This window comes from Pseudomonas sp. QE6, assembly GCF_041379005.1.
Classification (GTDB): Bacteria; Pseudomonadota; Gammaproteobacteria; order Pseudomonadales; family Pseudomonadaceae; genus Pseudomonas.
Map to the genome: position 1 here is coordinate 300260 of NZ_CP166873.1, position 23482 is coordinate 323741.

Annotated in this window: 22 protein-coding genes; 4 read left to right on the forward strand and 18 right to left on the reverse strand. The window is 63.9% G+C overall.

Annotation, left to right across the window (positions count from 1 at the left end; genetic code table 11):
* Positions 1-102: 102 nt before the first annotated feature.
* From ACAW63_RS01430 to ACAW63_RS01460, 7 genes are all read right to left on the reverse strand, one after another.
* Positions 103-819 carry an ABC transporter ATP-binding protein gene (locus tag ACAW63_RS01430; protein WP_275608870.1) on the reverse strand — a complete coding sequence of 239 codons (717 nt, stop codon included), beginning with the start codon at positions 817-819 and terminating at the stop codon, positions 103-105.
* The gene (locus ACAW63_RS01435; RefSeq protein WP_275608871.1) at positions 816-1691 is read right to left on the reverse strand and encodes an ABC transporter ATP-binding protein; all 876 of its coding nucleotides are present in this window, start codon (positions 1689-1691) and stop codon (positions 816-818) included. The genes ACAW63_RS01430 and ACAW63_RS01435 overlap by 4 nt, the downstream gene beginning before the upstream one ends.
* Entirely contained in the window at positions 1688-2989 is a 1302-nt protein-coding gene (gene livM / locus ACAW63_RS01440; RefSeq protein ID WP_371234544.1) for a high-affinity branched-chain amino acid ABC transporter permease LivM, read from the reverse strand. Before livM ends, ACAW63_RS01435 begins: the two co-directional genes overlap by 4 nt.
* Before the next feature lie 5 nt (positions 2990-2994).
* Complete coding sequence (locus ACAW63_RS01445; RefSeq protein WP_275608872.1) at positions 2995-3909, reverse strand: branched-chain amino acid ABC transporter permease LivH; 915 nt, start codon at positions 3907-3909, stop codon at positions 2995-2997.
* 225 nt (positions 3910-4134) lie between these two features.
* Positions 4135-5268, reverse strand: coding sequence for a branched-chain amino acid ABC transporter substrate-binding protein (locus ACAW63_RS01450; protein ID WP_275608873.1), 1134 nt, complete (start codon positions 5266-5268; stop codon positions 4135-4137).
* Positions 5269-5669: 401 nt separating this feature from the next.
* Positions 5670-6953 (reverse strand): NAD(P)/FAD-dependent oxidoreductase, encoded by a 1284-nt coding sequence (locus ACAW63_RS01455; protein ID WP_371231165.1) that lies wholly within the window; start codon positions 6951-6953, stop codon positions 5670-5672.
* 162 nt (positions 6954-7115) lie between these two features.
* Positions 7116-8606 (reverse strand): aldehyde dehydrogenase family protein, encoded by a 1491-nt coding sequence (locus ACAW63_RS01460; protein ID WP_371231166.1) that lies wholly within the window; start codon positions 8604-8606, stop codon positions 7116-7118.
* Positions 8607-8726: 120 nt separating this feature from the next.
* Here ACAW63_RS01460 and ACAW63_RS01465 point away from each other — a divergent pair, with 120 nt between their 5' ends.
* Positions 8727-9623, forward strand: a complete 897-nt coding sequence (locus ACAW63_RS01465) for a LysR family transcriptional regulator (RefSeq protein WP_371231168.1) — start codon at positions 8727-8729, stop codon at positions 9621-9623.
* Positions 9624-9721: 98 nt separating this feature from the next.
* Complete coding sequence (gene nadE / locus ACAW63_RS01470; RefSeq protein ID WP_371231171.1) at positions 9722-10549, forward strand: ammonia-dependent NAD(+) synthetase; 828 nt, start codon at positions 9722-9724, stop codon at positions 10547-10549.
* A 39-nt stretch (positions 10550-10588) separates the two neighbouring features.
* Here nadE and ACAW63_RS01475 read toward each other — a convergent pair whose 3' ends face one another.
* Entirely contained in the window at positions 10589-11215 is a 627-nt protein-coding gene (locus ACAW63_RS01475; protein ID WP_371231172.1) for a hemolysin III family protein, read from the reverse strand.
* 104 nt (positions 11216-11319) lie between these two features.
* Positions 11320-11766 carry an azurin gene (gene azu, locus ACAW63_RS01480; RefSeq protein WP_371231173.1) on the reverse strand — a complete coding sequence of 149 codons (447 nt, stop codon included), beginning with the start codon at positions 11764-11766 and terminating at the stop codon, positions 11320-11322.
* Positions 11767-12136: 370 nt separating this feature from the next.
* Between azu and ACAW63_RS01485 the strand changes: the two genes are divergently transcribed.
* Positions 12137-12724, forward strand: coding sequence for a TIGR00730 family Rossman fold protein (locus tag ACAW63_RS01485; RefSeq protein WP_371231174.1), 588 nt, complete (start codon positions 12137-12139; stop codon positions 12722-12724).
* A 41-nt stretch (positions 12725-12765) separates the two neighbouring features.
* Here ACAW63_RS01485 and ACAW63_RS01490 read toward each other — a convergent pair whose 3' ends face one another.
* The 9 genes from ACAW63_RS01490 to ACAW63_RS01530 all read right to left on the reverse strand — a co-directional run bounded on the left by ACAW63_RS01490 (position 12766) and on the right by ACAW63_RS01530 (position 22870).
* Positions 12766-13185 (reverse strand): type IV pilin protein, encoded by a 420-nt coding sequence (locus tag ACAW63_RS01490; RefSeq protein WP_371231176.1) that lies wholly within the window; start codon positions 13183-13185, stop codon positions 12766-12768.
* Between the two features lies 1 nt (position 13186).
* Positions 13187-16816, reverse strand: coding sequence for a pilus assembly protein (locus ACAW63_RS01495; RefSeq protein ID WP_371231177.1), 3630 nt, complete (start codon positions 16814-16816; stop codon positions 13187-13189).
* Between the two features lie 27 nt (positions 16817-16843).
* Positions 16844-17287 (reverse strand): PilX N-terminal domain-containing pilus assembly protein, encoded by a 444-nt coding sequence (locus ACAW63_RS01500; protein WP_371231178.1) that lies wholly within the window; start codon positions 17285-17287, stop codon positions 16844-16846.
* A 62-nt stretch (positions 17288-17349) separates the two neighbouring features.
* Positions 17350-18300 (reverse strand): PilW family protein, encoded by a 951-nt coding sequence (locus tag ACAW63_RS01505; RefSeq protein WP_371231179.1) that lies wholly within the window; start codon positions 18298-18300, stop codon positions 17350-17352.
* A 1-nt stretch (position 18301) separates the two neighbouring features.
* The gene (gene pilV / locus ACAW63_RS01510) at positions 18302-18757 is read right to left on the reverse strand and encodes a type IV pilus modification protein PilV (RefSeq protein ID WP_371231181.1); all 456 of its coding nucleotides are present in this window, start codon (positions 18755-18757) and stop codon (positions 18302-18304) included.
* Positions 18758-18780: 23 nt separating this feature from the next.
* Positions 18781-19266, reverse strand: a complete 486-nt coding sequence (locus ACAW63_RS01515; protein ID WP_371231183.1) for a GspH/FimT family pseudopilin — start codon at positions 19264-19266, stop codon at positions 18781-18783.
* Between the two features lie 278 nt (positions 19267-19544).
* Positions 19545-20390, reverse strand: a complete 846-nt coding sequence (locus tag ACAW63_RS01520; protein ID WP_371231185.1) for a mechanosensitive ion channel family protein — start codon at positions 20388-20390, stop codon at positions 19545-19547.
* A gap of 111 nt (positions 20391-20501) precedes the next feature.
* Positions 20502-21626 carry an SO2930 family diheme c-type cytochrome gene (locus tag ACAW63_RS01525; RefSeq protein ID WP_371231188.1) on the reverse strand — a complete coding sequence of 375 codons (1125 nt, stop codon included), beginning with the start codon at positions 21624-21626 and terminating at the stop codon, positions 20502-20504.
* Positions 21623-22870 (reverse strand): parallel beta-helix domain-containing protein, encoded by a 1248-nt coding sequence (locus ACAW63_RS01530; RefSeq protein ID WP_371231190.1) that lies wholly within the window; start codon positions 22868-22870, stop codon positions 21623-21625. The genes ACAW63_RS01525 and ACAW63_RS01530 overlap by 4 nt, the downstream gene beginning before the upstream one ends.
* A gap of 177 nt (positions 22871-23047) precedes the next feature.
* Between ACAW63_RS01530 and ACAW63_RS01535 the strand changes: the two genes are divergently transcribed.
* A complete protein-coding gene (locus tag ACAW63_RS01535) occupies positions 23048-23458 on the forward strand; it encodes a bacteriohemerythrin (protein ID WP_371231192.1) in 411 nt (136 codons plus the stop codon).
* Positions 23459-23482: the final 24 nt, after the last annotated feature.

Genomic DNA, 23482 nt, shown 5'->3' on the forward strand with positions numbered 1-23482 from the left:
TCAGGAAGCAGGGGATAACCTGTAGGAGCGAGCTTGCTCGCGAACAAGCCCCGCTGCGGAGATGTTCGCGAGCAAGCTCGCTCCTACCAAGAGCAACAGGCGTCAGTGCCCGCCGAGATAGGCGTTGCGAACCTCCTGGTTGCCCAGCAGCTCCGCGCCGGTGCCGCTCAGGCGGATCTCGCCGTTGACCATCACGTAGCCACGGTCCGACAGCTTCAGCGCATGGTTGGCGTTCTGCTCCACGAGGAACAGGGTCATGCCGCTCTTCGCCAGTTCGCGCAACGTCTGGAAGATCTGTTTGACCACGATGGGCGCAAGCCCCAGCGAAGGTTCGTCGAGCAGCAGCAGCTTGGGCCGGCTCATCAGCGCGCGGGCGATGGCGAGCATCTGCTGCTCGCCGCCGGACATGGTCATGGCGCGCTGGTTGCGCCGCTCCTTCAGGCGCGGGAACAGGTCGAACATGCGCTCCATGTCCTCCTGGGCGTGGTCCATGCCGATGGGGATGGTGCCCATCAGCAGGTTTTCCTCCACCGTCATGTCAGGGAACACCCGGCGCCCTTCCGGCGACTGCGCGATGCCGTTGGAGGCCACGTAGTGCGCCGACTTGTGGCGGATGTCCTGGCCCTTGTAGAAGATCCCCCCCGCAGCCGCGCGCGGCTGGCCGAAGATCGACATCAAGAGCGTGGACTTGCCTGCGCCGTTGGCGCCGATCAGCGCCACAGTTTCCCCTTCGTTGACGGTCAGCGAGACTTTCTTCAGCGCCTGGATCGGCCCGTAGAACACATCCACATCACGGAACTCCAACATCGGCGCCGTCATACCAGCTCCTCTTCGTCCGCGCCGAGATAGGCGGCGATTACCTTGTCGTTGTGGCGAATCTCGTCCGGCGCGCCACGGGCGATGACCACGCCGTGGTCGAGCACGATGATGTGGTCGGAGATGTTCATCACCATGCCCATGTCGTGCTCGATCAGCAGCACGGTGATGCCGTGGTGGTCGCGCAGGTAGCGGACGATGCGCGCCAGGGCCTGGGTTTCCGCCGGGTTGAGGCCGGCGGCGGGTTCGTCGAGGCAGATCAGCTCGGGCCGGGTGCACATGGCGCGGGCGATCTCCAGGCGGCGCTGCTGCCCGTAGGACATCTCGCCGGCCAGGCGGTTGGCGCAGTCCACCAGGTCCACCACTTCCAGCCAGTAGAAGGCGTGGTCCAGCGCCTCGCTTTCCGCGCGACGGTAGCCGGGGGTGTTGAGCACGCCGGCGATGAGATTGCGGTTGACGAACATGTGCTGAGCCACCAGCAGGTTCTCCACCACCGACATCTCGCGGAACAGCCGGATGTTCTGGAAGGTGCGCGCCAGCCCCGCGCGGTTCACCAGGTGGGTGCCGCCGAACATCTTGTAGAAGACGCGGTTGCCGAACTGCGCCGGGTTGACGAAGTCGGCGGCCTGGAAGGGCTGGCCGAGCACCTTGATCACGTCCGTGGTGCGGCCCTGGGTGTTGAGCAGGATGTTGCCGCCGGTGGCCTTGTAGAAGCCGGTCAGGCAGTTGAACACCGTGGTCTTGCCGGCGCCGTTGGGGCCGATCAGGGCGGTGATGGAGCCGCGCTCCACGTCGAGGTTGACGTCGTTGAGCGCCTTGATGCCACCGAAGTGCATCATCAGGTGCTCGACGCTGAGGATCTTGTCTCCGCTCATGGCGCCACCCCCTTGCGAACAGCGAAGCCGGTGCGGCTGATGCGGATCAGCCCGCGCGGTCGCCAGATCATCATCAGCACCATGAGGATGCCGAACAGCAGCACCCGGTAGTCGGCGAAGCTGCGCAGCAGCTCCGGCGCCACGGTGAGGACGAAGGCGGCGATCACCACGCCCACGGTGGAGCCCATGCCGCCGAGCACCACGATGGCGAGGATCAGCGCCGATTCGAAGAAGGTGAACGACGACGGGTTGACGAAGCCCTGGTAGCTGGCGAAGAACACGCCCGCCAGGCCCGCGGTGGAGGCGCCGAGCATGAACGCCGAGAGTTTCACCAGCACGTGGTTCAGGCCCATGGCGCGGCAGGCGATCTCGTCCTCGCGCAGCGCTTCCCAGGCGCGGCCGACCGGCATGCGGGTCAGCCGGTGCTTGATGTACAGCACCAGCAGCACCACCACGAACAGCACCGCGTAGATGAACACGAACTTGAGGTTCTGGTTGTAGTCGATGCCGAGGAATTCGTGGATCGGCGTGCCGCCCTCCTTCGCCCGGCGGCCGAACTCCAGGCCGAAGATGGTCGGCGAGGGCACCGGCATGCCGTTCGGGCCGCCGGTGAAGGACAGCCAGTTGTTGAGGATCAGGCGGATGATCTCGCCGAAGCCCAGAGTCACGATGGCCAGGTAGTCACCGTGCATCCTCAGCACCGGGAAGCCCAGCAGCGCCCCCGCCATCGCGGCGGTGATGGCCGCCAGCGGCAGCACCGTCCAGAAGCCCAGGCCGAGGTAGTGGTAACCCAGCGCGAGGCCGTAGGCGCCGATGGCATAGAAGGCCACGTAGCCGAGGTCGAGCAGCCCGGCGAGGCCGACCACGATGTTCAGTCCCAAGCCCAGCAGCACGTAGATCAAGCCGAGGATGATCACGGTGAGCAGGTACTTGCTGGCGAAGAACGGGAAGATCACCGCGGCGACGATCAGCAGCGGGACGATCCAGCGCAGGCGGGTCTTGTAGCCCGGCTGCAGTACGGTGATGCCCGAGTCGGAAGTTTCGAAGCGCTCCATCACGCGCACCCCGGACGGGGTCTGCAGGAACAGGCTGAGCAGCAGGCGGCCGAGCATCACCGCGCCGATCATCCAGGCGAGTCGCTCGGGTTGCAGGTTGAAGCCGTAGCCGTCGAGCACCACGCCGACGATGGGGCCGAACACGATCAGGGCGATCAGCCCGGCGAGCACGGTGTCGACGAGGCTCTTCTTGATATCGATGCGCGCAGTCTTCGGCGCGGCGGTGGTCTGGGAAGCGGCCATCATGCTCACACCTTCGATACCTGGGGACGCCCCAGGAGCCCTTGCGGTCGGAAGATCAGGATGGTCACCAGCAGGCCGAAGGCGAACACATCCTTGAAGTCGGTGTTGATCATCCCGGAGAACTGCGCCTCGGCCACACCGAGGATCAGGCCGCCGAGCATGGCGCCGGGCAGCGAGCCGATGCCGCCGAGCACCGCGGCGGTGAACGCCTTGATGCCGATGATGAAGCCGGCATAGAAGTCGAAGGTGCCGTAGTTCATGGTGATCAGCACGCCGGCCAGCGCGGCCATGGCGGCGCCGATGACGAACACGTAGGAGATCACCCGGTCGGTGTTGATTCCCAGGATCGAGGCCATCTTGCGGTCCTGCTGGGTGGCTCGGCACATGCGCCCGAGCTTGGTGTACTGGATCACGTAGGTCAGCACGGCCATGCCGACGAAGGCGGCGATGAGGATGAACACCTTGGTGTAGGTCAACTGCACGAAGCCCTCGCCGACGTGGAACTTCAGCGCGCCGTCGAGCAGGGTCGGCACGCCTTGCTGGCGCGGGCCCTGGGACAGCTGCACGTAGTTCTGCAGGATCAGCGACATGCCGATGGCGGAGATCAGCGGCGCCAGGCGCGTGGAGTTGCGCAGCGGCTTGTAGGCGATGCGTTCGATCACCCAGCCGTACAGGCCGGTGATGCAGATGGTGAAGACCAGGGTGCCGAGGATCAGCAGCGGGAAGGACTCGAGGCCGAAGAAGGTCAGCAGCGCCAGGGCGATGGCCGAGAGGTAGGCGGAGATCATGTACACCTCGCCGTGGGCGAAGTTGATCATGCCGATGATGCCGTAAACCATCGTGTAGCCGATGGCGATCAGGCCGTAGACCGACCCCAGGGTCAGCCCGTTGATCATTTGCTGGAGAAAGATACCGTCCACGATTGGGTACTCACACAGACAGGGCAGGGAAGGCGGGCGGCAAGCGGGCTGAACGGCTCGTGACCGTCGCCGGGCGAGCGCCGACCTGCGGGGATGCCGGCACCGCTCGTGGCGGCGCCGGCAGGTCGGAGCGGGTGCATGGATGCTGTTCGGGCGGGCCCGTCACCGACCGGACCCCACAGGGCCTGGCCGGTACGTGGTGAAGCCAGGGCAGCGTCCGGACGCTTACTTCTGTTTTTCCAACTGGTGGTATTTGCCCTTGTCGTCCCACTGGTAGACGACGTAGTCGGAGACCTTCAGGTCGCCCTTCTCGTCCCACTCCTTCTTGCCCATCACGGTCTGCACCGGGTTGGTGTGCAGCCACTTGCTGGCCGCCTGGGGATCGTTCTTGCCGGCGCCGTTGAAGGCAGCGGCGAGCGCCTGGACCGAGGCGTAGGCGTAGAGGGTGTAGCCTTCGGGCTCGAAGCCGCCGGCGCGGAACTTGTCCACCACGGCCTTGCCGTCCGGGATCAGTCGCGGGTCGGCGCCGAAGGTCATCAGCACGCCCTTGGTGTACTGCGGGCCGCCGGCGGTGGTGACCAGTTCGTCGGTGACGATGCCGTCATCGGAGAAGAACACGGTAGTCAGGCCCTGCTCACGCATCTGCCGTACCAGCGGGCCGGCTTCCGGGTGCAGGCCGCCGAAGAACACCACTTCCGCGCCCGAGGCACGGATCTTGGTGACCAGGGCGTTGAAATCCTTCTCGCCGCGGGTCAGGCCCTCGTAGAGGACTTCCTTGACGCCCAGCTTGTTCAGCTGCGCCTTGGTCGCATCCGCCAGGCCCTGGCCGTAGGTGTCCTTGTCGTGGATCACCGCAACCTTCTTGGCCTTCAGCACGTTGACGATGTAGTTCCCGGCGACGATGCCCTGCTGGTCGTCACGACCGCACATGCGGAACATGCCGGTGAGGCCGCGCTCGGTCACCTTCGGGTTGGTCGAGCCGGGGGTGATGGCGATTATGCCGGCCTCGTCATACACCTCGGAGGCGGGAATGGTGTTGGACGAGCAGAAGTGACCGACCACGGCGATGGCCTTGTCCTGGTCGACCAGGCGGTTGGCGACTGCCACGGCCTGCTTGGGCTCGCAGGCGTCGTCGGCCTTCACCAGCTTGATCTTCTCCCCGTTCACGCCACCAGCGGCGTTGATCGCGTTGGCGGCCTCGGTAGCCCCCCGCCAGTACTGTTCGCCGAACGAGGCGTTCGCCCCGGTGTGCGGCCCTGCGACCCCGATAACGACATCAGCCTCTACAAAGGAAGACATGCCCAGCGCGGTGGTTACCGCCAGGGCCAGAAAGCCTTTTCTGAAAATCTTCTGCGACATGGAGTTTTGCTCCTGAGGGTTTTTGTAATGGCACACGAACTAATGTTGGCGACTCTCTTGATTACGAGAGCTATCGACAGCAAGCCGCGTGCCATTCGTTTTTGTTATTAACCAAGTCCTACAGCAAAAACAGCCAGAGCTGGCAGGTATCAGTGCTAGACACGTGCAACCCACCAAAAACCGAAGGTGCAACCACGCAATCGAAAAGGCGCAACCTTCCTTCCCGTGGGCTGAGACATCCAGCCACCACAGGCGCAACCCCATCCGTAACCATCGCTGTCACCGAACTGCACATCCGCGGTGCAGACCCGTCGGGGTAACGCACCATAAGAGGCTAGACCAAAGTGCAGCGAACGTTGGGGCAGACGCGGCGGGAGGGCCCCGCCCACGCATTGCCAGGCTCAGATCACCACCCGCAGGCATTGCCCGGCGTGGTAGAGCGAGAAGCCCGCTTCGTACAGACGACTACGCAGGCCGGCGGCGGAAATCTCCTCCATCGGCCGTAGCGGCATCGGCAGGACGCTGGCATCACCGCCCAGCAGGAAGTCGGCGAAGGCCTTGCCCACCACCGTGCCGGTGGTGACGCCACGGCCGTTGTAGCCGCTCATGGCGACCAGCCCCGGCGCCGGCTCGAACAGGCGCATGAGGTGGTCGGGGGTGAAATCGATGCAGCCGGTCCAGGTGAATTCCCATTCCACCTTGCCCAGCTTGGGGAAGTAGTGCTGCTGGATGCGGTCGGCCCAGCTTTTCAGGAACCACGCCGGCTTGCCGGTGCCCTTGCCGAGGCTGCCGAGCAGCAGACGGCCGTCGGCGTCGCGGCGGATGCTGCTGAGCACCTGGCGGGTATCCCAGGAGCCCTGCCCGCCCGGCAGGATGCGCGCGGCCTCGGCGCCCTCCAGCGGACGCGAGGCGACCTGGTAGTAGTAACCGGGGAAGAAGGTGCGGCGCAGCTCGGTCCACTCGCCTTCGGTGTAGGCGCTGGAGGCGATCACCACCTGTTCGGCGGTGACCACGCCGCCCTGGGTGATCACGTTCCAGGCGTTGCCCACGCGCACCAGCCCGACCACCGGGGAATGGTGGTACAGCTCGCCGCCGAGCCCCACCACCGCACGGGCCAGGCCGCTGACGTAGGCCATCGGGTTGAGGGTGCCGGCACGGCGGTCGAGCAGCGCGCCGGCAATCTTGTCGGTGCCGCAGGCCTGTTCGCACTCGGCGCCGGTCAGCAGCTCGACGGGCGCCCCGCGACGACTCCACTGCTCGCAGCGGCTGCGCAGGTCCGCCAGGCCACGGGCGTTGTGCGCCATGTGCAGGGTGCCTTCGCGGCGCGCCTGGCAGGCGATGGCGTATTTGTCGATCAGGGAGAACACCAGGGACGGCGCGTTGCCGAGCATGTGGTTGACCCGCTGGCCGACCTCCGCGCCCATGCCCGCCTCGATCTCGTCCGGGGGAATCCACAGGCCGGCATTGACCAGTCCGACGTTGCGCCCGGAGCCGCCATGCCCGGTGGCGTGGGCGTCGAGCACACAGACCGTCTGGTCCTTCTCCAGCAGATGCAGCGCGGCGGACAGGCCGGTGATCCCGGCGCCGACGACACACACGTCGACCTTGCGATCCCCCCGCAGCATCGGAGCTTCCGGGCGTTCGGGGGTCAGGTATTCCCACAGGCACTCTTGGCGAAGCGACATCCAGCGATCCTTCTACGCGAACCTTTGTGAATGACTCTGTACTGCAAGCCCCCATTGCGAGCCGGGGGCTTCCTGTAGGAGCGAGCTTGCTCGCGAACCGCATAACGCTGAAGCCCAACCGGACTCCGTTCGCGAGCAAGCTCGCTCCTGCGAAGAGCAAACTCAGTCGAAGACTATGCCCTGCGCCAGCGGCAATTCCCGCGAATAGTTCACGGTGTTGGTCTGCCGGCGCATGTAGCCCTTCCAGGCATCGGAGCCGGACTCACGGCCGCCGCCGGTTTCCTTCTCGCCACCGAAGGCGCCGCCGATCTCCGCGCCGCTGGGGCCGATGTTGACGTTGGCGATGCCGCAGTCGCTGCCCACCGCCGAGAGGAAGGCCTCGGCCTCGCGCAGGTCGGTGGTGAAGATGCAGGACGACAGGCCCTGGGGCACGGCATTGTTCAGCGCCACCGCCTCCTCGAAGTGCTCGTAGGGCACCACATAGAGGATCGGCGCGAAGGTCTCGTGGCGCACCACGTCGCTCTGCTCCGGCATCTCGGCGATGGCCGGCGACACGTAGTAGGCATTCGGGTAGCGGTCGGCCAGTTGACGCTCGCCGCCGAACACCACGCCGCCCTCCCCGCGCGCCTGCTCCAGCGCGCCCTGCATGGCCAGGAAGCTGCGCTCGTCGATCAGCGGACCGACCAGGTTGCCCTCCAGCGGATGGCCGATGCGCACCTTGGAATAGGCGGCCTTCAGGCGGCTGACGATCTCGTCCTTCACCGACTTGTGCGCGATCAAACGGCGCAGGGTGGTGCAGCGCTGGCCGGCGGTGCCGACGGCGCTGAACAGGATGGCGCGAACGGCCATGTCCAGATCGGCGCTGGGGGTCAGGATCATGGCGTTGTTGCCGCCCAGTTCGAGAATGCTGCGGCCGAAGCGCGCCGCCACGCGCGGGCCCACTTCGCGGCCCATGCGGGTGCTGCCGGTGGCGCTGACCAGGGCGACACGGGCATCGTCCACCAGCGCCTCACCGGCGCTGCGGTCGCCGATCACCACCTGGCTCAGGTGCGCCGGGGCGTCGCCGAACTTCTTCAGCGCGCGCTCGAACAGCGCCTGGCAGGCCAGCGCGGTGAGCGGGGTCTTCTCCGACGGCTTCCACACCACCGTGTTGCCGCAGACCAGCGCCAGCGCGGTGTTCCACGACCACACGGCGACCGGGAAGTTGAAGGCGCTGATCACCCCGACCACGCCCAGCGGATGCCAGGTTTCACGCATGTGGTGACCAGGGCGCTCGGAGGCGATGGTCAGGCCGTAGAGCTGGCGCGACAGGCCGACGGCGAAGTCGCAGATGTCGATCATCTCCTGCACTTCGCCCAGGCCCTCCTGGGTGATCTTGCCGGCCTCCCAGGAGACCAGCTCGCCCAGGGCCGCCTTGCTCGCCCGCAGCTCCTCGCCGAACAGCCGCACCAGCTCGCCGCGACGCGGCGCCGGCACCGTGCGCCAGGCCTCGAAGGCATGGGCGGCGCGGCCGATCTTCTGCTCCACCTCGGCAGCGCTTTCCAGACGCACCGCGCCCAGGCGGCTGCCGTCGATGGGAGAATGGATGACCTGATCGCCATTGGTGTAGAGGCGAGCGTCGACGCCGAGGGACTCGAGCAGTGCGGAAATCATGCGGACTCCTGTGTCATTGCGATAACCCATTGGAATGCCAGCAGTAATAAACGGCTTGCCGAGGCACAACAAACGACGTTTCCTATGCACATCATTCCGTAAATTCATGAACTGCCCGCCATGCTGAGCAAACGCCACCTGCCGTCCATGACCGCCCTGCAATGCTTCGAGGCGGTCGCCCGGCACCTGAGCTTCACCCGCGCCTCGGAAGAGCTGAACCTGACCCAGAGCGCGGTCAGCAAACAGGTGGCGCAACTGGAGGAAATGCTCCAGCACCTGCTGTTCCGCCGCGTGCGCCGCCGCCTGCAACTGACCCCGGCGGGCGAGCTGTACCTGCAGGAGGTGCGCAAGATCCTCACCCAGGTGGAGATGTCCACCCACTACCTGCTCTCCTACGGCGGCGAGACCGAGGTGCTGCGGGTGGCAACGCCGCCCACCTTCGGCGCACGCTGGCTGATCCCGCGCCTCAATGGCTGGCGCCACCGCCACCCGAACATCCACCTGGACCTGCGCCAGGAGCTGGAACCCAGCGACCTGCTGCAATCGCGCTGCGACATCGCCTTCTTCTTCGGCGCCGGCACCCTGCCCGGCGCGGAATGCCTGCATCTGTTCGGCGAGGAAATGGTGCCCGTGTGCTCGCCGGCCATCCTGCCGGAGCAGCCCCTGAGCGACCCGACCCAACTGGCCGAACTGGTCCTGCTGCAGAACGCCACCCGCCCGGAGGCCTGGCACGAGTGGTTCCAGAGCCTGGGCAGGCGCAGCGAGCACAGCTACCACGGCCCGCGCTTCGACACCTTCTACATGTGTATCCGCGCGGCGCAGGCCGGTTGCGGCGTGGCGCTGCTGCCGCGCTTCCTGGTGGCGGAGGAGCTGGACGAGGGCAAGCTGGTGATCGCCTGGGAGCACGGCCTGGCCAGCCGCAGCGGGTATTATCTGGCCTACCCCGAACACGCCGCGGCGGTGCCCAAGGTGCGGGCTTTCGTGGAATGGATCCAGGCTCGCCTGGCGGCGTCCTGATTGGCGCAATTGACCATCGACCCAGCGCCGCAGTCGCTGGTATTTTTCCTGCATTCCAACAGGCATCGGCCTGTCACCGTCCGGATCGAGGTACATCCATGAAAGCCACCCAGCAAGCCATCGCGACCGAGCTGAATGTCCAGCCGCCGTTCAAGGGCCCGGACGACGTCCAGGCCGAAATCCAGCGCCGCGTGCGCTTCATCCAGGACTGCCTGAAGAGCTCGGGCATGAAGACCCTGGTGCTGGGCATCAGCGGCGGCGTCGACTCGCTCACCGCCGGCATGCTCTGCCAGCGCGCGGTGGAAGGCCTGCGCGCCGAGACCGGCGACCAGAGCTATCGCTTCCTCGCCGTGCGCCTGCCCTACAACGTGCAGGGCGACGAACACGACGCCCAGGAATCGGTGGACGTCATCGCCCCGGACGAGCGCCACACCGTTAACATCGGCCCGTCGGTGCAGGCGCTGGCCGCCCAGACCCTGGCGCTGGAGGGCCTGCCCGCAGGCACCCGCGACTTCGCCCTGGGCAACACCAAGGCGCGCGTCCGCATGGTCGCCCAGTACACCATCGCCAATGCCCGCCAGGGTCTCGTCGTCGGCACCGATCATGCCGCCGAGGCGGTGATGGGCTTCTTCACCAAGTTCGGCGACGGCGCCTGCGACCTCGCCCCGCTCACCGGCCTGGTGAAGAACCAGGTGCGCACCATCGCCCGCACCCTGGGCGCGCCGGAAAACCTGGTGAAGAAGGTGCCCACCGCCGACCTGGAAGACCTCGCCCCCGGAAAGCCGGACGAACACTCCCACGGCGTGACCTACAAGGAAATCGACGCCTTCCTGCACGGCGAGCAGGTCAGCCAGGAGGCCTTCGACATCATCGTTCGCACCTTCGAGAAAACCCGCCACAAGCGCGCGCTGCCGACCACCCCGTGATCCGCCGAAGGCGCGGGAGCCATCCCGCGCCAGCCGGATTCACCGCGCCGGAATGACGTAGCGCCAGATGGCGATGAAGTGCAGCAGGCTGCCGGCGATCACGAACAGGTGCCAGATGCCGTGCCAGTGGCGGAAGCGGCTGTCGTAGGCGAAGAAGATGATGCCGATGGTGTAGAAGGCGCCGCCCCCTACCAGCCAGGCGAACCCGGCGCCACCCAGGGCGCGGTACAGCGGGCCGACGGCGATCAGCACGATCCAGCCCATCACCGCGTAGATGATGATCGACAGCACCCGCGCCTCGGAGCGCGGCTTGATCTCCTGGAGCATGCCGATCACCGCCATGCTCCAGACGATGCCGAACAGCGTCCAGCCCCAGGCGCCCTTGAGCGTCACCAGGCAGAACGGCGTGTAGCTGCCGGCGATCAGCAGATAGATGGACAGGTGGTCGAGCTTGCGCAGGATGACCTTCGCCCGCCCGCGCACGCTGTGGTACAGCGTGGAGATGCTGTAGAGCAGGGTCAGCGTGGTGCCATACACCGCCGCACTCACGATGCGCAGCGGCTCGCCGAGCAGGCTGGTGGCGACCAGCAGGCTGATGCCGCCGACCAGCGCCGCCACGGCGCCGATCAGATGGGTCCAGGCATTGAAGCGTTCACCGTGATACATGGCATCCCCCCGCTACGGATTCGACCAGAGACACCCTATCTTCGTTGCATGAAATAAAAAGCCCGACCTTGAGTCGGGCTTTTCGTACCGGAACCAGGTCCGGATCACTTGAGGGTCAGGGTACCCTTCATCATGGCGGAGTGGCCCGGGAAGGAGCAGAAGAAGGCGTACGCATCGCCCGCCTTGAGCTTGGACACATCGAAGGTCACCGAGTCCTTCTCGCCGGAACCGATGATCTTGGTGTGCGCGATCACGCGGGTATCGCCTTCCTTGATGTAGTTCTTGTCCAGGCCGGCGGCCATGCCGTCGGTCACCACGCCCTGCATGTCGGCGGCGGTGGTCAGTACCCAGTTATGGCCCATGACGTTCTTCGGCAGGCTGCCAGGGTGGGACAGGTTGACGGTGAAGGTCTTGCAGCTCTTGTCGACGCTGATGGCGTTGGTGCTGAACTGCATCTGGTCGTTGCCCTGGATGTCCACGGAGCATTCGGCGGCCAGCAGCGGAGCACTGAACAGGCCGAGCAGGGATACAGCAGCGAGTTTACGGAACATACAAGCCTCCTAGGCAGGTTGGGCGGAGAAACCTGAAGGGGAGACTGCCCGATGGTCGGTCGAGTTCCCCTGATCCAGGTCAACAACGCACGGGCGATTGGCCACGGCGCAAGCCTTGAAATGTCTATCAGCCCCATCCGGTTCTTCAACGAGGCAGATCAGCGCACCCGGTCTAGCATAGCCCCCACACCCCGGTACCACAGGAGTTCGCGCCGTGAATCTTCATCCCCTGTTACAAAGCCTGCTCGCCAGCTACGCACTGGCCGCCTCGGCCGGCGGCGGTCAGCACGACTGAAATCCGCCGCGCAAGTCTTGGTCGCTCCCGCTCCAGCCGCTACCCTGACGTCCTTGATCAGTCCGGGAGCTCTCCATGTCCTTGCGTTCCATCTGCGTATTCTGCGGCGCCAGCCCCGGCGCCACTCCGATCTACCAGGAAGCCGCCGAAGCCCTCGGCCGCCATCTGGCCGAACGTGGCATCCGCCTGGTCTACGGTGGCGGCGCGGTCGGCCTGATGGGAATGGTGGCCGACGCCGCGCTGGCCGCTGGCGGAGAAGTCATCGGCATCATTCCGCAGAGCCTGAAAGAGGCGGAAATCGGCCACAAGGGCCTGACACGCCTGGAAGTGGTGGACGGCATGCATGCCCGCAAGGCGCGCATGGCCGAACTGAGCGATGCCTTCATCGCGCTGCCGGGCGGCCTGGGCACGCTGGAAGAGCTGTTCGAAGTCTGGACCTGGGGCCAGCTCGGCTATCACGGCAAGCCACTGGGCCTGCTGGAGGTCAACGGATTCTATGAACCGCTGCTGACCTTCCTCGACCACCTGGTGCAGGAGCGCTTCGTGCGCCCACAACACCGCGAAATGCTCCAGCGCGGCGCCACGCCTGCCGAACTGATCGACGCCCTGGAAGCCTGGAAGCCGCTGGCCGCGCCGAAGTGGGTGGATCGTACGCCGACCTGAGGAGCAGGAAGGCCACCCGGGAGTGGCCTTCCTTTTCAGCATCAGCGCTTCCAGCACCGAGCCAGTGATTGCCCGTCGGCCTGTCCCTTGAGCCCCGTATTGGTGATCGTCAGGGTTCCGCAGTCGTCCTCTGCCATCACGTCCTGTGGCACCGCCTGCAAAACGTAGGACGAGGCAGAAAGCTGCCCCTTGAAACTCAGGGTGTAGAACGCCTTTCCGCCGTCCCTGGGGGATGCGCTAAAAGGCAGCGTCGCACCAACGTAGGTGCCTCGGCTGGTGTAGTAGCGTTCCATGAACTGTGCCAACTCCACCAGTGATCGCTGCGCATCGGCACGTCGTGTCTGGCGGACATGTTCCTCGTAGGAGGGATAGGCGATGGCCGCGAGGATGCCGATGATGGCAACCACGATCATCACTTCGATGAGGGTGAACCCGGCCACTCCACGCAATGGCTTGTCCATGTCAGCGGGACTCCTGCCAGGCCTTGCGGCCGGCGTCGTACGGGAGATCGACCTTGTTCGAGGTCGGATTGCCATCCTTGTCGAGCCCCGTAATATGGATTGCCCCGCCATCCCCCGACTGGGTCGAAGTTCCGCTGGAATTGCCCATGATCACATTGGTATCCGGCACCCCATCACCGTCCGAATCGAATAGCGCGTAGTTCAGCTGCCCCCCGGTATACAGATCGGCAGCGATGGAGCCGTGGCTGATTCCGCCGTCGCAGGGATCGCCACTGGGCGTGATCACGTTGAACAGCGCGAACTGCATGTCGAGGATTTGCGGCTTCTCGATTACCCGCGTGCCGTTCACCGGCAGGTCTAGGTACCAGCCCTGAGCAGTCGCTTCGATTGGATTGGGCGGGTTTGTACCCGGCTTCGGATTGAGTGCCTGCTGCTGCAACGTGGAACGGCCCGAAATCGCCGAGCCGGTGTCGAAGATGGCGTACAGGCTTTCGACGCTCGGTTTCTGAGGCAGTTCATTGTCACCGACCCGATAGAAGCGTCCCGTGCCAAATAGCACCATCACGTTGCCGTTGCGATTGAAGGCAGCAGACACCGACGCCGAGATTGCCTGCCTGGTACCGCCCGCCAGTTCTGCCTTGAATAGCGGGCCACCATTGAGTGACGCCGGAATGGCCGATGCATTTCCATCGTCCCCCGCAAGGTCCACGCGCCAGAGATTGCCCTTGCTATCCCCGGCATAAAGACGGTTGGCTGTGGCGCCTCCCGAGGTGCTGATTGCGGTGACAGTTCCCAGATCACCAGCGCCGCTAAGCGTCACGCGTGACAGCACTGAGCCATTGGCAGCATCGAGTATCCAGATGTAGCCATCCTTGGCAGTCGGATCGTGGGCACCCGAGGTCACGATCACCACGAACTTGCCCGAACGCAGGGCGGCCAGTACCGGCTTACCAAGTGTGTAGCCTATGTCCGGGTGGCTGAACTCCCAAAGGACGCTGTTCCGGCTCATATGTTCCGGGTCGGTCACATCCAGGGCGAACACACTATTGCCACCCGCCCCGGTGCTACCCACCAGCAAGGTCCTCCACGCGTTGCCAGTCCAGGCATTGCCTATTACCGGGGTCCCGTCGACGAAGTAGCGATGGGTATATGCCGGATCGGCCAGTTCATGCAGATTGGGGAATACCGAAGCCGGTACATACGCAAACAACTCCTTGCCGCCAGAACCGCTAGCGCCGGTGCTGGCGTCGAACCCGTGCAGCATGCCGTCATTGGCACCGACCACCACCAGAGGCACGCGCCGTTGATAGGTGTCGGACTGCAGGTATTCCAGATAGGTGCTTCCCAGCGTCTTCCCGTTGCCCACGGAGGTTGCCAGGGAGCCATAGGGCTGCGGGTCATGCCAGGAATAGGCCGGCAGGGAATTGACGATGTCCCCCAGGCGGCTGCCACGCTGCCGGAAGGGTCTGGCCGCGGAGATGTCATCCGGGGAAATCTTCTCCTGCACGCGCGAGCCACGAAGATAGTTCAGCAGGGCCTGCGCCTGGTTCGGATCGGCAGCCAACGCGGAACGCTGCTCCGCAGAGAGATCGCTCCAGGTAAAGCTCTTACCTTGCGTGGCAATGCTGGGCGAATTGCCCGACGCTCCAGTCGCCGGCCGGACAGTGAGGATATTTCGCCCATCAAGCTGGGTGTCAGTCAACGCATCGAGCTTGCTGCCTGCGGTCCAGGCCTGCGAATAGCTAACCGCTCCCTCTGTACCTACACTCGCCTTCCACATCAGCAGGTCGCCATTCCAGTAATGGGGATTGAGAGTCGTGGTGAAGATTCCGGATCCATCCGCAAGACGAGAGCCACTGAACGAAAGGTTTCCGGTATTTTTCGACTCGTCCGCCGCAATCAGGGCGAACGCCTTCTTCAGACTCTCGCGCATGGTCACCGGGTCGCCGCCGGTGAAGAAGTTGTCCGGGCGCAGGTCTTTGGTGCTCAGGATGTCCGGATTGGTATGCCACCAGTCAATCGGCAGCGGCGTACTACGGTCGTAGACATAGTCCTTCGGTACGGTGAAACCACCGTACTTGGCGGCGAGCCAATACTGGTTCCGGGAACGATTGGTCAGAACACCACCTTCCTGCACGTCCACCCAATAGGTGGAAACCGTCTGCTTGCCGGGGAGATCCGGGCGGATGTCCTTAACGTGCGCGTCATACGCCAGACCCGCAATGTAAAGAGAGCCACCGCTGTTGTGATCGGTCAGGGTGTTCACACCTTCGATGACTCCAACCTGCCTGGTCGAGGTTTCCGCGTTGACGCTCTCGTCTGCAGCGACCAGGGCAGGCAACGCAGGCTCGTACTGGGTACGGTTACCGCCGGGCAGGTTCTTGTCCGCGTGCGTGTTGACGTCACCGATGCCAAGGATGGCGTTCTTCTGGCACGAGTATTTGATCGGGTCATCCCAAGTGGTGATGACCGGGAAATCGTCGATTTCGTTACTGGTTGGGCTGGCTGACCACTCAGGGACATTCCCCTGTTTCTTCAGATAGCGAATGGCTGAGTAGTAGAGCTCACTGACGTTATCGAACGTCTTCCCGCCCAACTCGCCGAACTTGTTGATGTAGTTGGCGACACCACTTCTGCTCACCGGAGTGCCCGGGGCGACGAGGCTGGAATCCAGTGCATCGTCCGGAGAGGGGTTTTCAAGGAAAATCCCGGTAACCGGCGACCACTCCTTGTTCGGATTGTCTTCTCCCGTGTCCAGAACCGGCCCCACAAATTTCTGCCGCGCCCGCAGTACACCACCATCCCGCTTGATATTATTGTCGTCGCTCCACCCGTACTTGTTATTGAGATAACTGAAAACGCTGAACTGCATTTTCTTCGAATACTGCTGCAACAATCCTTCCGGCTTGTAGTTGCTGCCATATTGCTGACAGTTCTCCTCCAGCAGATTGGCAGAGGCGCAGACCTGCACCCGGACATAGATCCTGTAAGTCTTCGCGGGATCAATTGGTGTACCGGGAACGTAATCAACAGCAGTGCCAGGGAATTCAGCGCTTTGGCTGAATAGCATGCTTCGCTCCTGAAGACGGATGCGGGTATAGAACGCGCTTCCGGAAAGGGGTATGGCTCCCCCTGCTTCACTGCTGGTAATGGAACGATCGGGAAACCCCCATTGGAAGCTTCGGGCCTTCTGCAGAACCGTCAGCTTCTCGGTGTCGATGAAGCGATCTCCACCAGTCAGGGCGGACCGGAAGGTATCGATGGTCTGGGTCGCGGCCCAGTTCAGGTAGTTCCCGCTCCAGTTACCGGAACAGGTATGGCCGACCGCAAGGCCAACCGGTTTGAAATAGCGATCGGCATCCGCTGAACCGTACTGGTAGCTGTAGCACTTGTTCGGATCGAAGTACCCGGCGAATGTCTTGCTCGCCGAGTAGGTGCCATCGATATTGGCCGCGCTGACAACCGTGGGGTATTCCACGGACGGAGTCAGCACCAGGTTTCCCGGAACGCTGCCTCCGCCGACCTGCAAGGGTGACTGGCTGACAGGGCCGGCCTGCAACGAACCGCTCAAGCCGATGATAATCCCGGTGCCAAGGCCGCCCAGCCCTCTCCATACACTCCGACGCTTCACACTCGTCTCCTGATGTAGCCCTCGGCATCACCGAAGGAAATAAAAGCTGGTCAGCAAGGTGCTGGCGACGGAGTCGCCTTCATCGCTTTTCGCTATTCCGTACCCGGTGGCCTGGACCTGCACGACGGCGCCATAGGCGGACAGGCCCTTGCCAACCTCCAGCCCCTCGTTGTTGATCTCCCGGAGGTACTTCAGGCTGTACGTGGGCTTTCTCGAAACATCCGGCGTGTCGTCCTCCGGCCCGCCCCGATAGGAGAAACCGGTCAGCTCCACCCCGACCTTGGCATCGTAGGCCGAGTGCTCGATCGGCATGCTTCTGAAGACATCGCGACTCGCCAGCTCCCCTGCCCGCAATGCTGCCTCGGCGGCCTGGAAAGAAATCATCTGCTCCCGCAGATTGCCGGCCATGCGCTCCTCTAGATTGGCGCCGCGCATGCCGGCCAGTCCGATGATGGTCAGCAGCAGCAACATGACGAGGGCGACCAGGAGTACCGCCCCTTTCTGCAATGATCCGTGCATTCGTCCGCGCCTCTTCATGGCAGGTAGTTGCGGGTGGCGACGGTGCTGCCTACGACCAGGCGCATCCGATGGTCCGGGGCCTTCGGATCAGGCACCTGCGTGCCGTCGAAGACCACACTCATCGGGGTATCCACGGCATTCGGCGAAGAGCTCTGCAGCAGCAGGCTGATTTGCACCGCCAGGACGTTCGGCCAATCGTCAGGCGACATATCTCCGGCCACCTTGTATTGCCCAACAGCGTCAGAGTCCTCGGCCCTTACGCCAAAGCGAAGGCTCATGTTGGCGACGCCAGACACCAATTCGTTGGTCTGTTGGGTGCCTTTATTGCTGTTGTCGGTGATGAACAGGGCCGGACTGCCATCTGTGCCCGTGCCGATCCAGTAGATGGCGTATCGATAGGGGTAGGCCTCGGTCACGGTCTCCAGGAAATGGTCGAGGGATATATCCGCAGTTATTTTCCTTGCGTCCTCGCTGGCGTTTTTCACGATTCGACAGAATCGCTGGTCGGACAGCACGTAACGCGCGCCCGGGATCGCACTCCCCTTCGCCAGCGTGACGGTATCGCCTGCAATCACTTGTGCCGTGAGGCCCACGTCGGTCGAATACCTGACCAGCAGGGCGCCAGTTCCTGCGATGCGCCCTGCTGGAGCCCAGGCGGCGTTCATCTTCTTCTCGGCGCCATCGACGCCGGCCTTCTCGAGCGAATACAGATCGCTGTCCGACCCGGTGCCATTCCCCATTCCAGCCAGGCAGGCGCCCTTGAATCCCGCATTACGCAGATCTTGTGCAATGGCATCCAGCGCGAAACGGCCGTTTTCCTGCAGCTCCGCGAGCGTCATGTTGGTCAGGTAGGTGTTCTTGCTGGCAAGAAAGACCTGGAGCACGCCAGCCATCAGCAGCAAGCTGAGAGTCATGGCGATCAGCAACTCGACGAGCGAGAGTCCACGCTGGTAGGTCGGCCGCATGTCAAAGGCTCGTGTGATAGGTGAAGGTCTGCTGGTCACCGGCGGAGTCGGCCTCATCAGCCTTCCGAATCCGGCCACGACCATCGTTCCAGCGGACCGAAATGGTGGCGCTAAAGAGGTTGTCGTCCTGGGTTACCTGAATCGACCCTGTCCCCGTCCCGCCCAGGGTGGTACAGATGTTGTTGAGCCATTGGCTCACGTCGCTCTGGGCCCGAGAGCCATCGACGACCTTCGGACATCCCTTGGCAACGTCGGAAAATGCGACGTTGTAGGCGCTACCCCGCGCGGCCTTGAGGTTGGCCCGCATGAGGTCAGCCATCTCGTATGCGAGCCAGGAAGCCTGAGTGCGGTAATACGCGCTGTAATTGGACGCAAGACCGGTGCTCTGCAGTCCGGCAAGCCCGAGCAGTCCAATCGACAGGATGACGATGGAAACCATGAGTTCGATAAGGGTCATGCCCTGCTGTCTGCTCGCCCGGCTCATATGCATGCCCTCCGAGTCAGGGAAACTCGCCCCACGGGGCTTACGGTAACGTCGAAGGGTTGGGAATCCGGGCACTGCGCCCCGACCTGAAGAGTGACTTCCTGACTGACCCGCCCCTGTGCGTTGTAGGTAATCACCTGACTGTCCGCTGCAATGCCGTCCTCTCCCTGCAATGGATCCCAGGCCTTGATTACCGAATTCCCACTGATAACCAGCCAGCCCGAATTCCACTCAGCCTTCAGGTCGCAGGCCGTGGCATCCACATTGCGTGGACAGACCTGCACATTGGCACGACGCATCACCGCCTCGCTGCGCGCCAGGTTGAAGGCATTGGCCAATTGCTTGGCGACTGTCTGCGCCCCGGTGTTGCGAATCGTGGTGGTGAAGCTGGGAACAGCAATGGCCAGCAGGATCGCCAGAATCGCGACGGTGACCATCAACTCGACCAGGGTGAATCCATTGCGCAGTGCATAGCTGTTCATGGGGGGCGCCTTGCAGGAGATACCTGCAGATCCAGTGGCCTGGTGGGGCCTGTCTGCAGCTCCGTCTAGAGTGCAAGGCGCGTATGGGGATGGTCGGCCAGACCAATCCGACACCGCCGAAGGAATCTGCCGTCAAACTTGTGCAGCGAATTTCGCATCCATGTAGGAATCCACTGAAATACCGTTCATCCTCAAAATACAACCGCTCATCCAGACTCCAGACACAAAAAAAGCCACTGCTGGGAGTGGCTTTCTCTGAAGAACGACTCGCGCCGCGGCTACGTGCCCTGCTGCACGATCACCGTCTGCGCCGGCATCGGCGCCGGGAAGTCGGTGCCCAGGGCTTCCTTGATGGTGCGGTTGGTGTCGAAGTAGACCTGCCAGTAGTTGTCGTTATGGCAGTACGGACGCACCGCCAGCACCGGGCCGACCAGGTTGAACTCGAGAATCTCTACGTCCACCGGCGGATCGCTCAACACGTTGGGAACCGCCGCGATGCGCTGCTTGAGCACGGCGACGGCGGCCTTGTAGTCCGCCGCGGCGGACAGCTGCGCCTTGAGGTCCACCCGGCGGAAGGCGTTGTGACTGTAGTTCTGGATGGTGTCGCCGAAAATCTTGTTGTTGCCCACCAGGGTCAGCACGTTGTCCGGGGTATTGATCGCAGTGACGAACAGGCCGATCTCCTTCACGGTTCCGGTCACGCCGCCGGCGGTGATGAAGTCGCCCACCTTGAATGGCCGCAGCACGATGATGAAGCCGCCTGCCGCCAGGTTGGCCAGCAGCCCGGACCAGGCCATGCCGATGGCGACGCCCGCCGCTGCGATGAGCGCGGCGATGCTGGTGGTCTGCACGCCGAAGTAACCGAGGATGCCGATCACCAGGAGGATGTTCAGGGTGACCGTGATGAAGGAGCCGACGTAGCGCAGCACCGTGGGATCGACGCTTTGCCTGGAGAGCGCCTTCTCCACCATGCCCACGGCCATGCCGATCAGCCACCGACCGATTACCCAGAAGGCGATGGCCGCGAGAATCTTGATACCGAAGGCGAATGCGTACTGCGAAACCGTCGCCCACAGCGCGTTGATCTTCTCCGTACCCACATTGATGATGTTCGTATCTTCCATGGAAGCGCACCTGCGAGAGAAAGGGACCAGATGAAAGCTAGCACGGCCCCGGCGGTTTGCTCGGCGTAGTGCGCAGCCTAGAGCCCTGGCGGGCTCCGGGCCATTTTCGCCTCAGCAGTCGCCGGGCATTTCGCTGATCCAGCGGTTGAGCATTTCCAGCCCCTCGCGATGCACGAGGCCGCGCCCCAGCTCGGGCATCATGTCACCGGGCCTGTCGCTGCCGACACGGTAGCTGAGCACCGACTTCTCCGGGCTGCCGGGGTGGATGTCCTCCAGCCGGCCGCCGGTGCCGCCGCCCGCCGCCACCGGCGGCTTGCAGACGCCGTAGGCGATGGAGACCGGGGTGTGCGGATCGAGGTACAGCCCGGAGGTGCGCGCCGCGCCTTTGGGGTTGTGGCAGTGCGAGCAGTTGGCGTCGAGGTAGCTGCGTGCCTGTCTGTCCAGGGTTTCGCCTGCGCGCGGGTGACCCCAGAGTGCATTCTGCGGAACCTGCGCCAGCGCCGGCAGGCCCTTGAGGAAGCCGCGCGCCTGCCAGTGCTGCAGCTGGTTGTCGCTGCCGCCTGCATAGGCGAAGTCCTTGTTCAGGTGGCGCGCCTTGGGCCCCAGCGGTGCGATACCGGCGCCCTTCTGCTCGGCGTGGCATTCGGAGCACTGGTTGGCATCCGGGACCATGTAGCTGAAGGCGACCTTCCGCTTGCCTTCCCCGGTGAGTTCCAGCGATTGTGTGTCGCCGGCCAGCTCCAGGCGCGCCTCGCGCTGCTCCTGGTCCCAGACGTAGGGCAGCGCCGTCCAGCCATCCTTCTGCCGCACCAACACGCGGGTTTCCACCAGGCGGACCTTGTCCAGCTCCAGGCCGGCCCTGGGGTCACGGTCGTCCTGGCTGTTCTGCAGCAGGTTGCCCTGGGCGTCCCTGGGGTAATAGAAGGTCTTGGTCAGCACGGTGCCGACGGGATAGTCGAAGCGGTCCTCGGCGTACTGCGCGGCCTGCCCGTCCGGCATCCAGATGGTGCGCAGCTTGTGCGCGTAGTCGGTGAACAGCGGCGTGTTCAGGTCGTAGGGCAGCACCTCGGCCGCCGGCGTCAGGTGGCCGTCCGCCAAGTGCAGCATGCCCCAGCCACTGAGTTTTTCCGGGTAATCGTCGCCTTCGGGCTGATAGCGCGGCTTGCTCTCCTGCCCGCACCCGGCCAGTCCAATGGCCAGGGCGAGCGACAACAGGAACGAAGCGTGTCCGCTCATGCCTTGCCGCCCTTCTCGCCCAGGCCGGCCTGCTCGATCTTCGGCAACGGCTTGAGCTTGCACTGGTGCACGCTCAGGTCGGTGCTGATGTTCTTGTAGCCGTTGGGCCCGTCGACGTTGACGATGCCGGCGTTGCCGTTGTCGATGCAGATCGACAGCGCCTCGGGCAGCTTGCCGTCGACCAGTTTCTGCTGGTTGAAGTAGCCGTCCCAGAGGATGTCCGGCAGGCGCCCGTTGAGGCCGAACTTGGCCACCTTCAGCGCCTTGAGCTCCATGTGATCGGGGCTGTCGCCGCCGGGGCCGAAGGTGTTGCCGTGGATGTAGATGCCTTCGGGGTAGGGGTCGAAGTTCGGCTGGGTGGCCTTGTCCGAATAGTTGGTGCTGAAGTAGCTGCTGATGATGACGTTGGCGGTCTTGTGGTTGCCGATCTTGTTGTCGAAGATCTCCACGTCGTCGTTGGAGTTCACCACCACGCCCGAGCCCGCCGGCACGCTGGCCACCGGCGTGCCCTTGTGGCCGAAGTTGTCGTGGTTGTTGCCCTGCACGTCGTTGTTGAAGACGCGGGTGCCGCGCCCCGGCTGCTGCAGGTTGGGCATGTTGAAGACGAGGATGCCGCCGGTGTTGTCGGTGGCGACGTTGTCGTAGACGTCGGCGCCGATGGTGTTCTCGATCTCGATGCCGGCGACGTTGCGCTCGGCGCGGTTGTTGCGCACCACCACGTTGCGCGACTGGCCGACGTAGATGCCGGAGTCGGAGGCGCCGATGGCGACGTTGCCTTCGAGCAGGGTGTTCTCGGTCTGCACCGGGTAGATGCCGTAGCCGCCGTTGTCGGTGGACGCGCCGTTGGTCCACTCGGTGCGGATGTTGCGGATGACGATGTTCTTGCCGCCGATGACCTTAAGACCGTCACCCTTGGTGTCCTCGATGGCGAGGTTCTCCAGGGTGAAGTCGGATGCGTCGACGAACAGCCCTTCGGCGCCGGCCTTCTGGTTCTTGAAGCTGAGGATGGTCTTGTCCATGCCGGCGCCGCGGATGGTCACGCCATCCACCTTCAGGCTGAGGCTGCGGTCGAGGTGGTAGGTCCCCGCCGGGATGTCGATGATGTCGCCGGCCTTGGCCTTGATCAGGCGCGCCTGCAGGTCCTTCTGGAAATCGGTGCTGACGGCGGCTGTGGGTTTGTCGCCTTCGCCGCAGGCAGCCAGGGCGAAGGAGAATGCGAGAAGGGAGAGGGTGGCGAGACGCATGGCGGGCTCCAGTCTTGTTCTTATGATATGGAACTATCGTACCAATTTTGACCGAGAATACTCCTACATCCAGCGCCACGCCAGCCCTTCAGACACTTCGCACTTTGATTGATTGACGTCACTGTTTCGCGGCGGCGGATCAGGATGATCGGCGCTTCCACCCGAAGGAGTGCACGGATGAGCTTCATGCCCTGGAACGACGAGTTCGTGATTGGAATCGAGCGGATCGACGAGCAGCACCGCTGGCTGGTCGACCTCACCAACGCGCTGTATGACCGCCTGCAGGGCCTGGACGATCAGGGGCCGCCCACCGGCGAGCTGCTGGAGCAACTGGTGGAGTACACGATGAACCACTTCATCGTGGAGGAAGTGCTGTTCCAGCGCCTGGGCTACCCGAGCGAGGAGGCGCACCGGGCCGAGCACGACCGCTTCAACCGGCAGATCATCGACCTGCTGTACCGCCATGAGGATGGCGAGTCCGTGTCGGTCGAGGCCCTGGAGCTGCTCAAGGATTGGCTGTCCCACCACATCCTGAAGGTGGACAAGGCCTATGTCGGCTTCTTCAAAGAAAAAGGCGTGACTGCCTGACAGTCACGCCTTTTCGATAGCCGG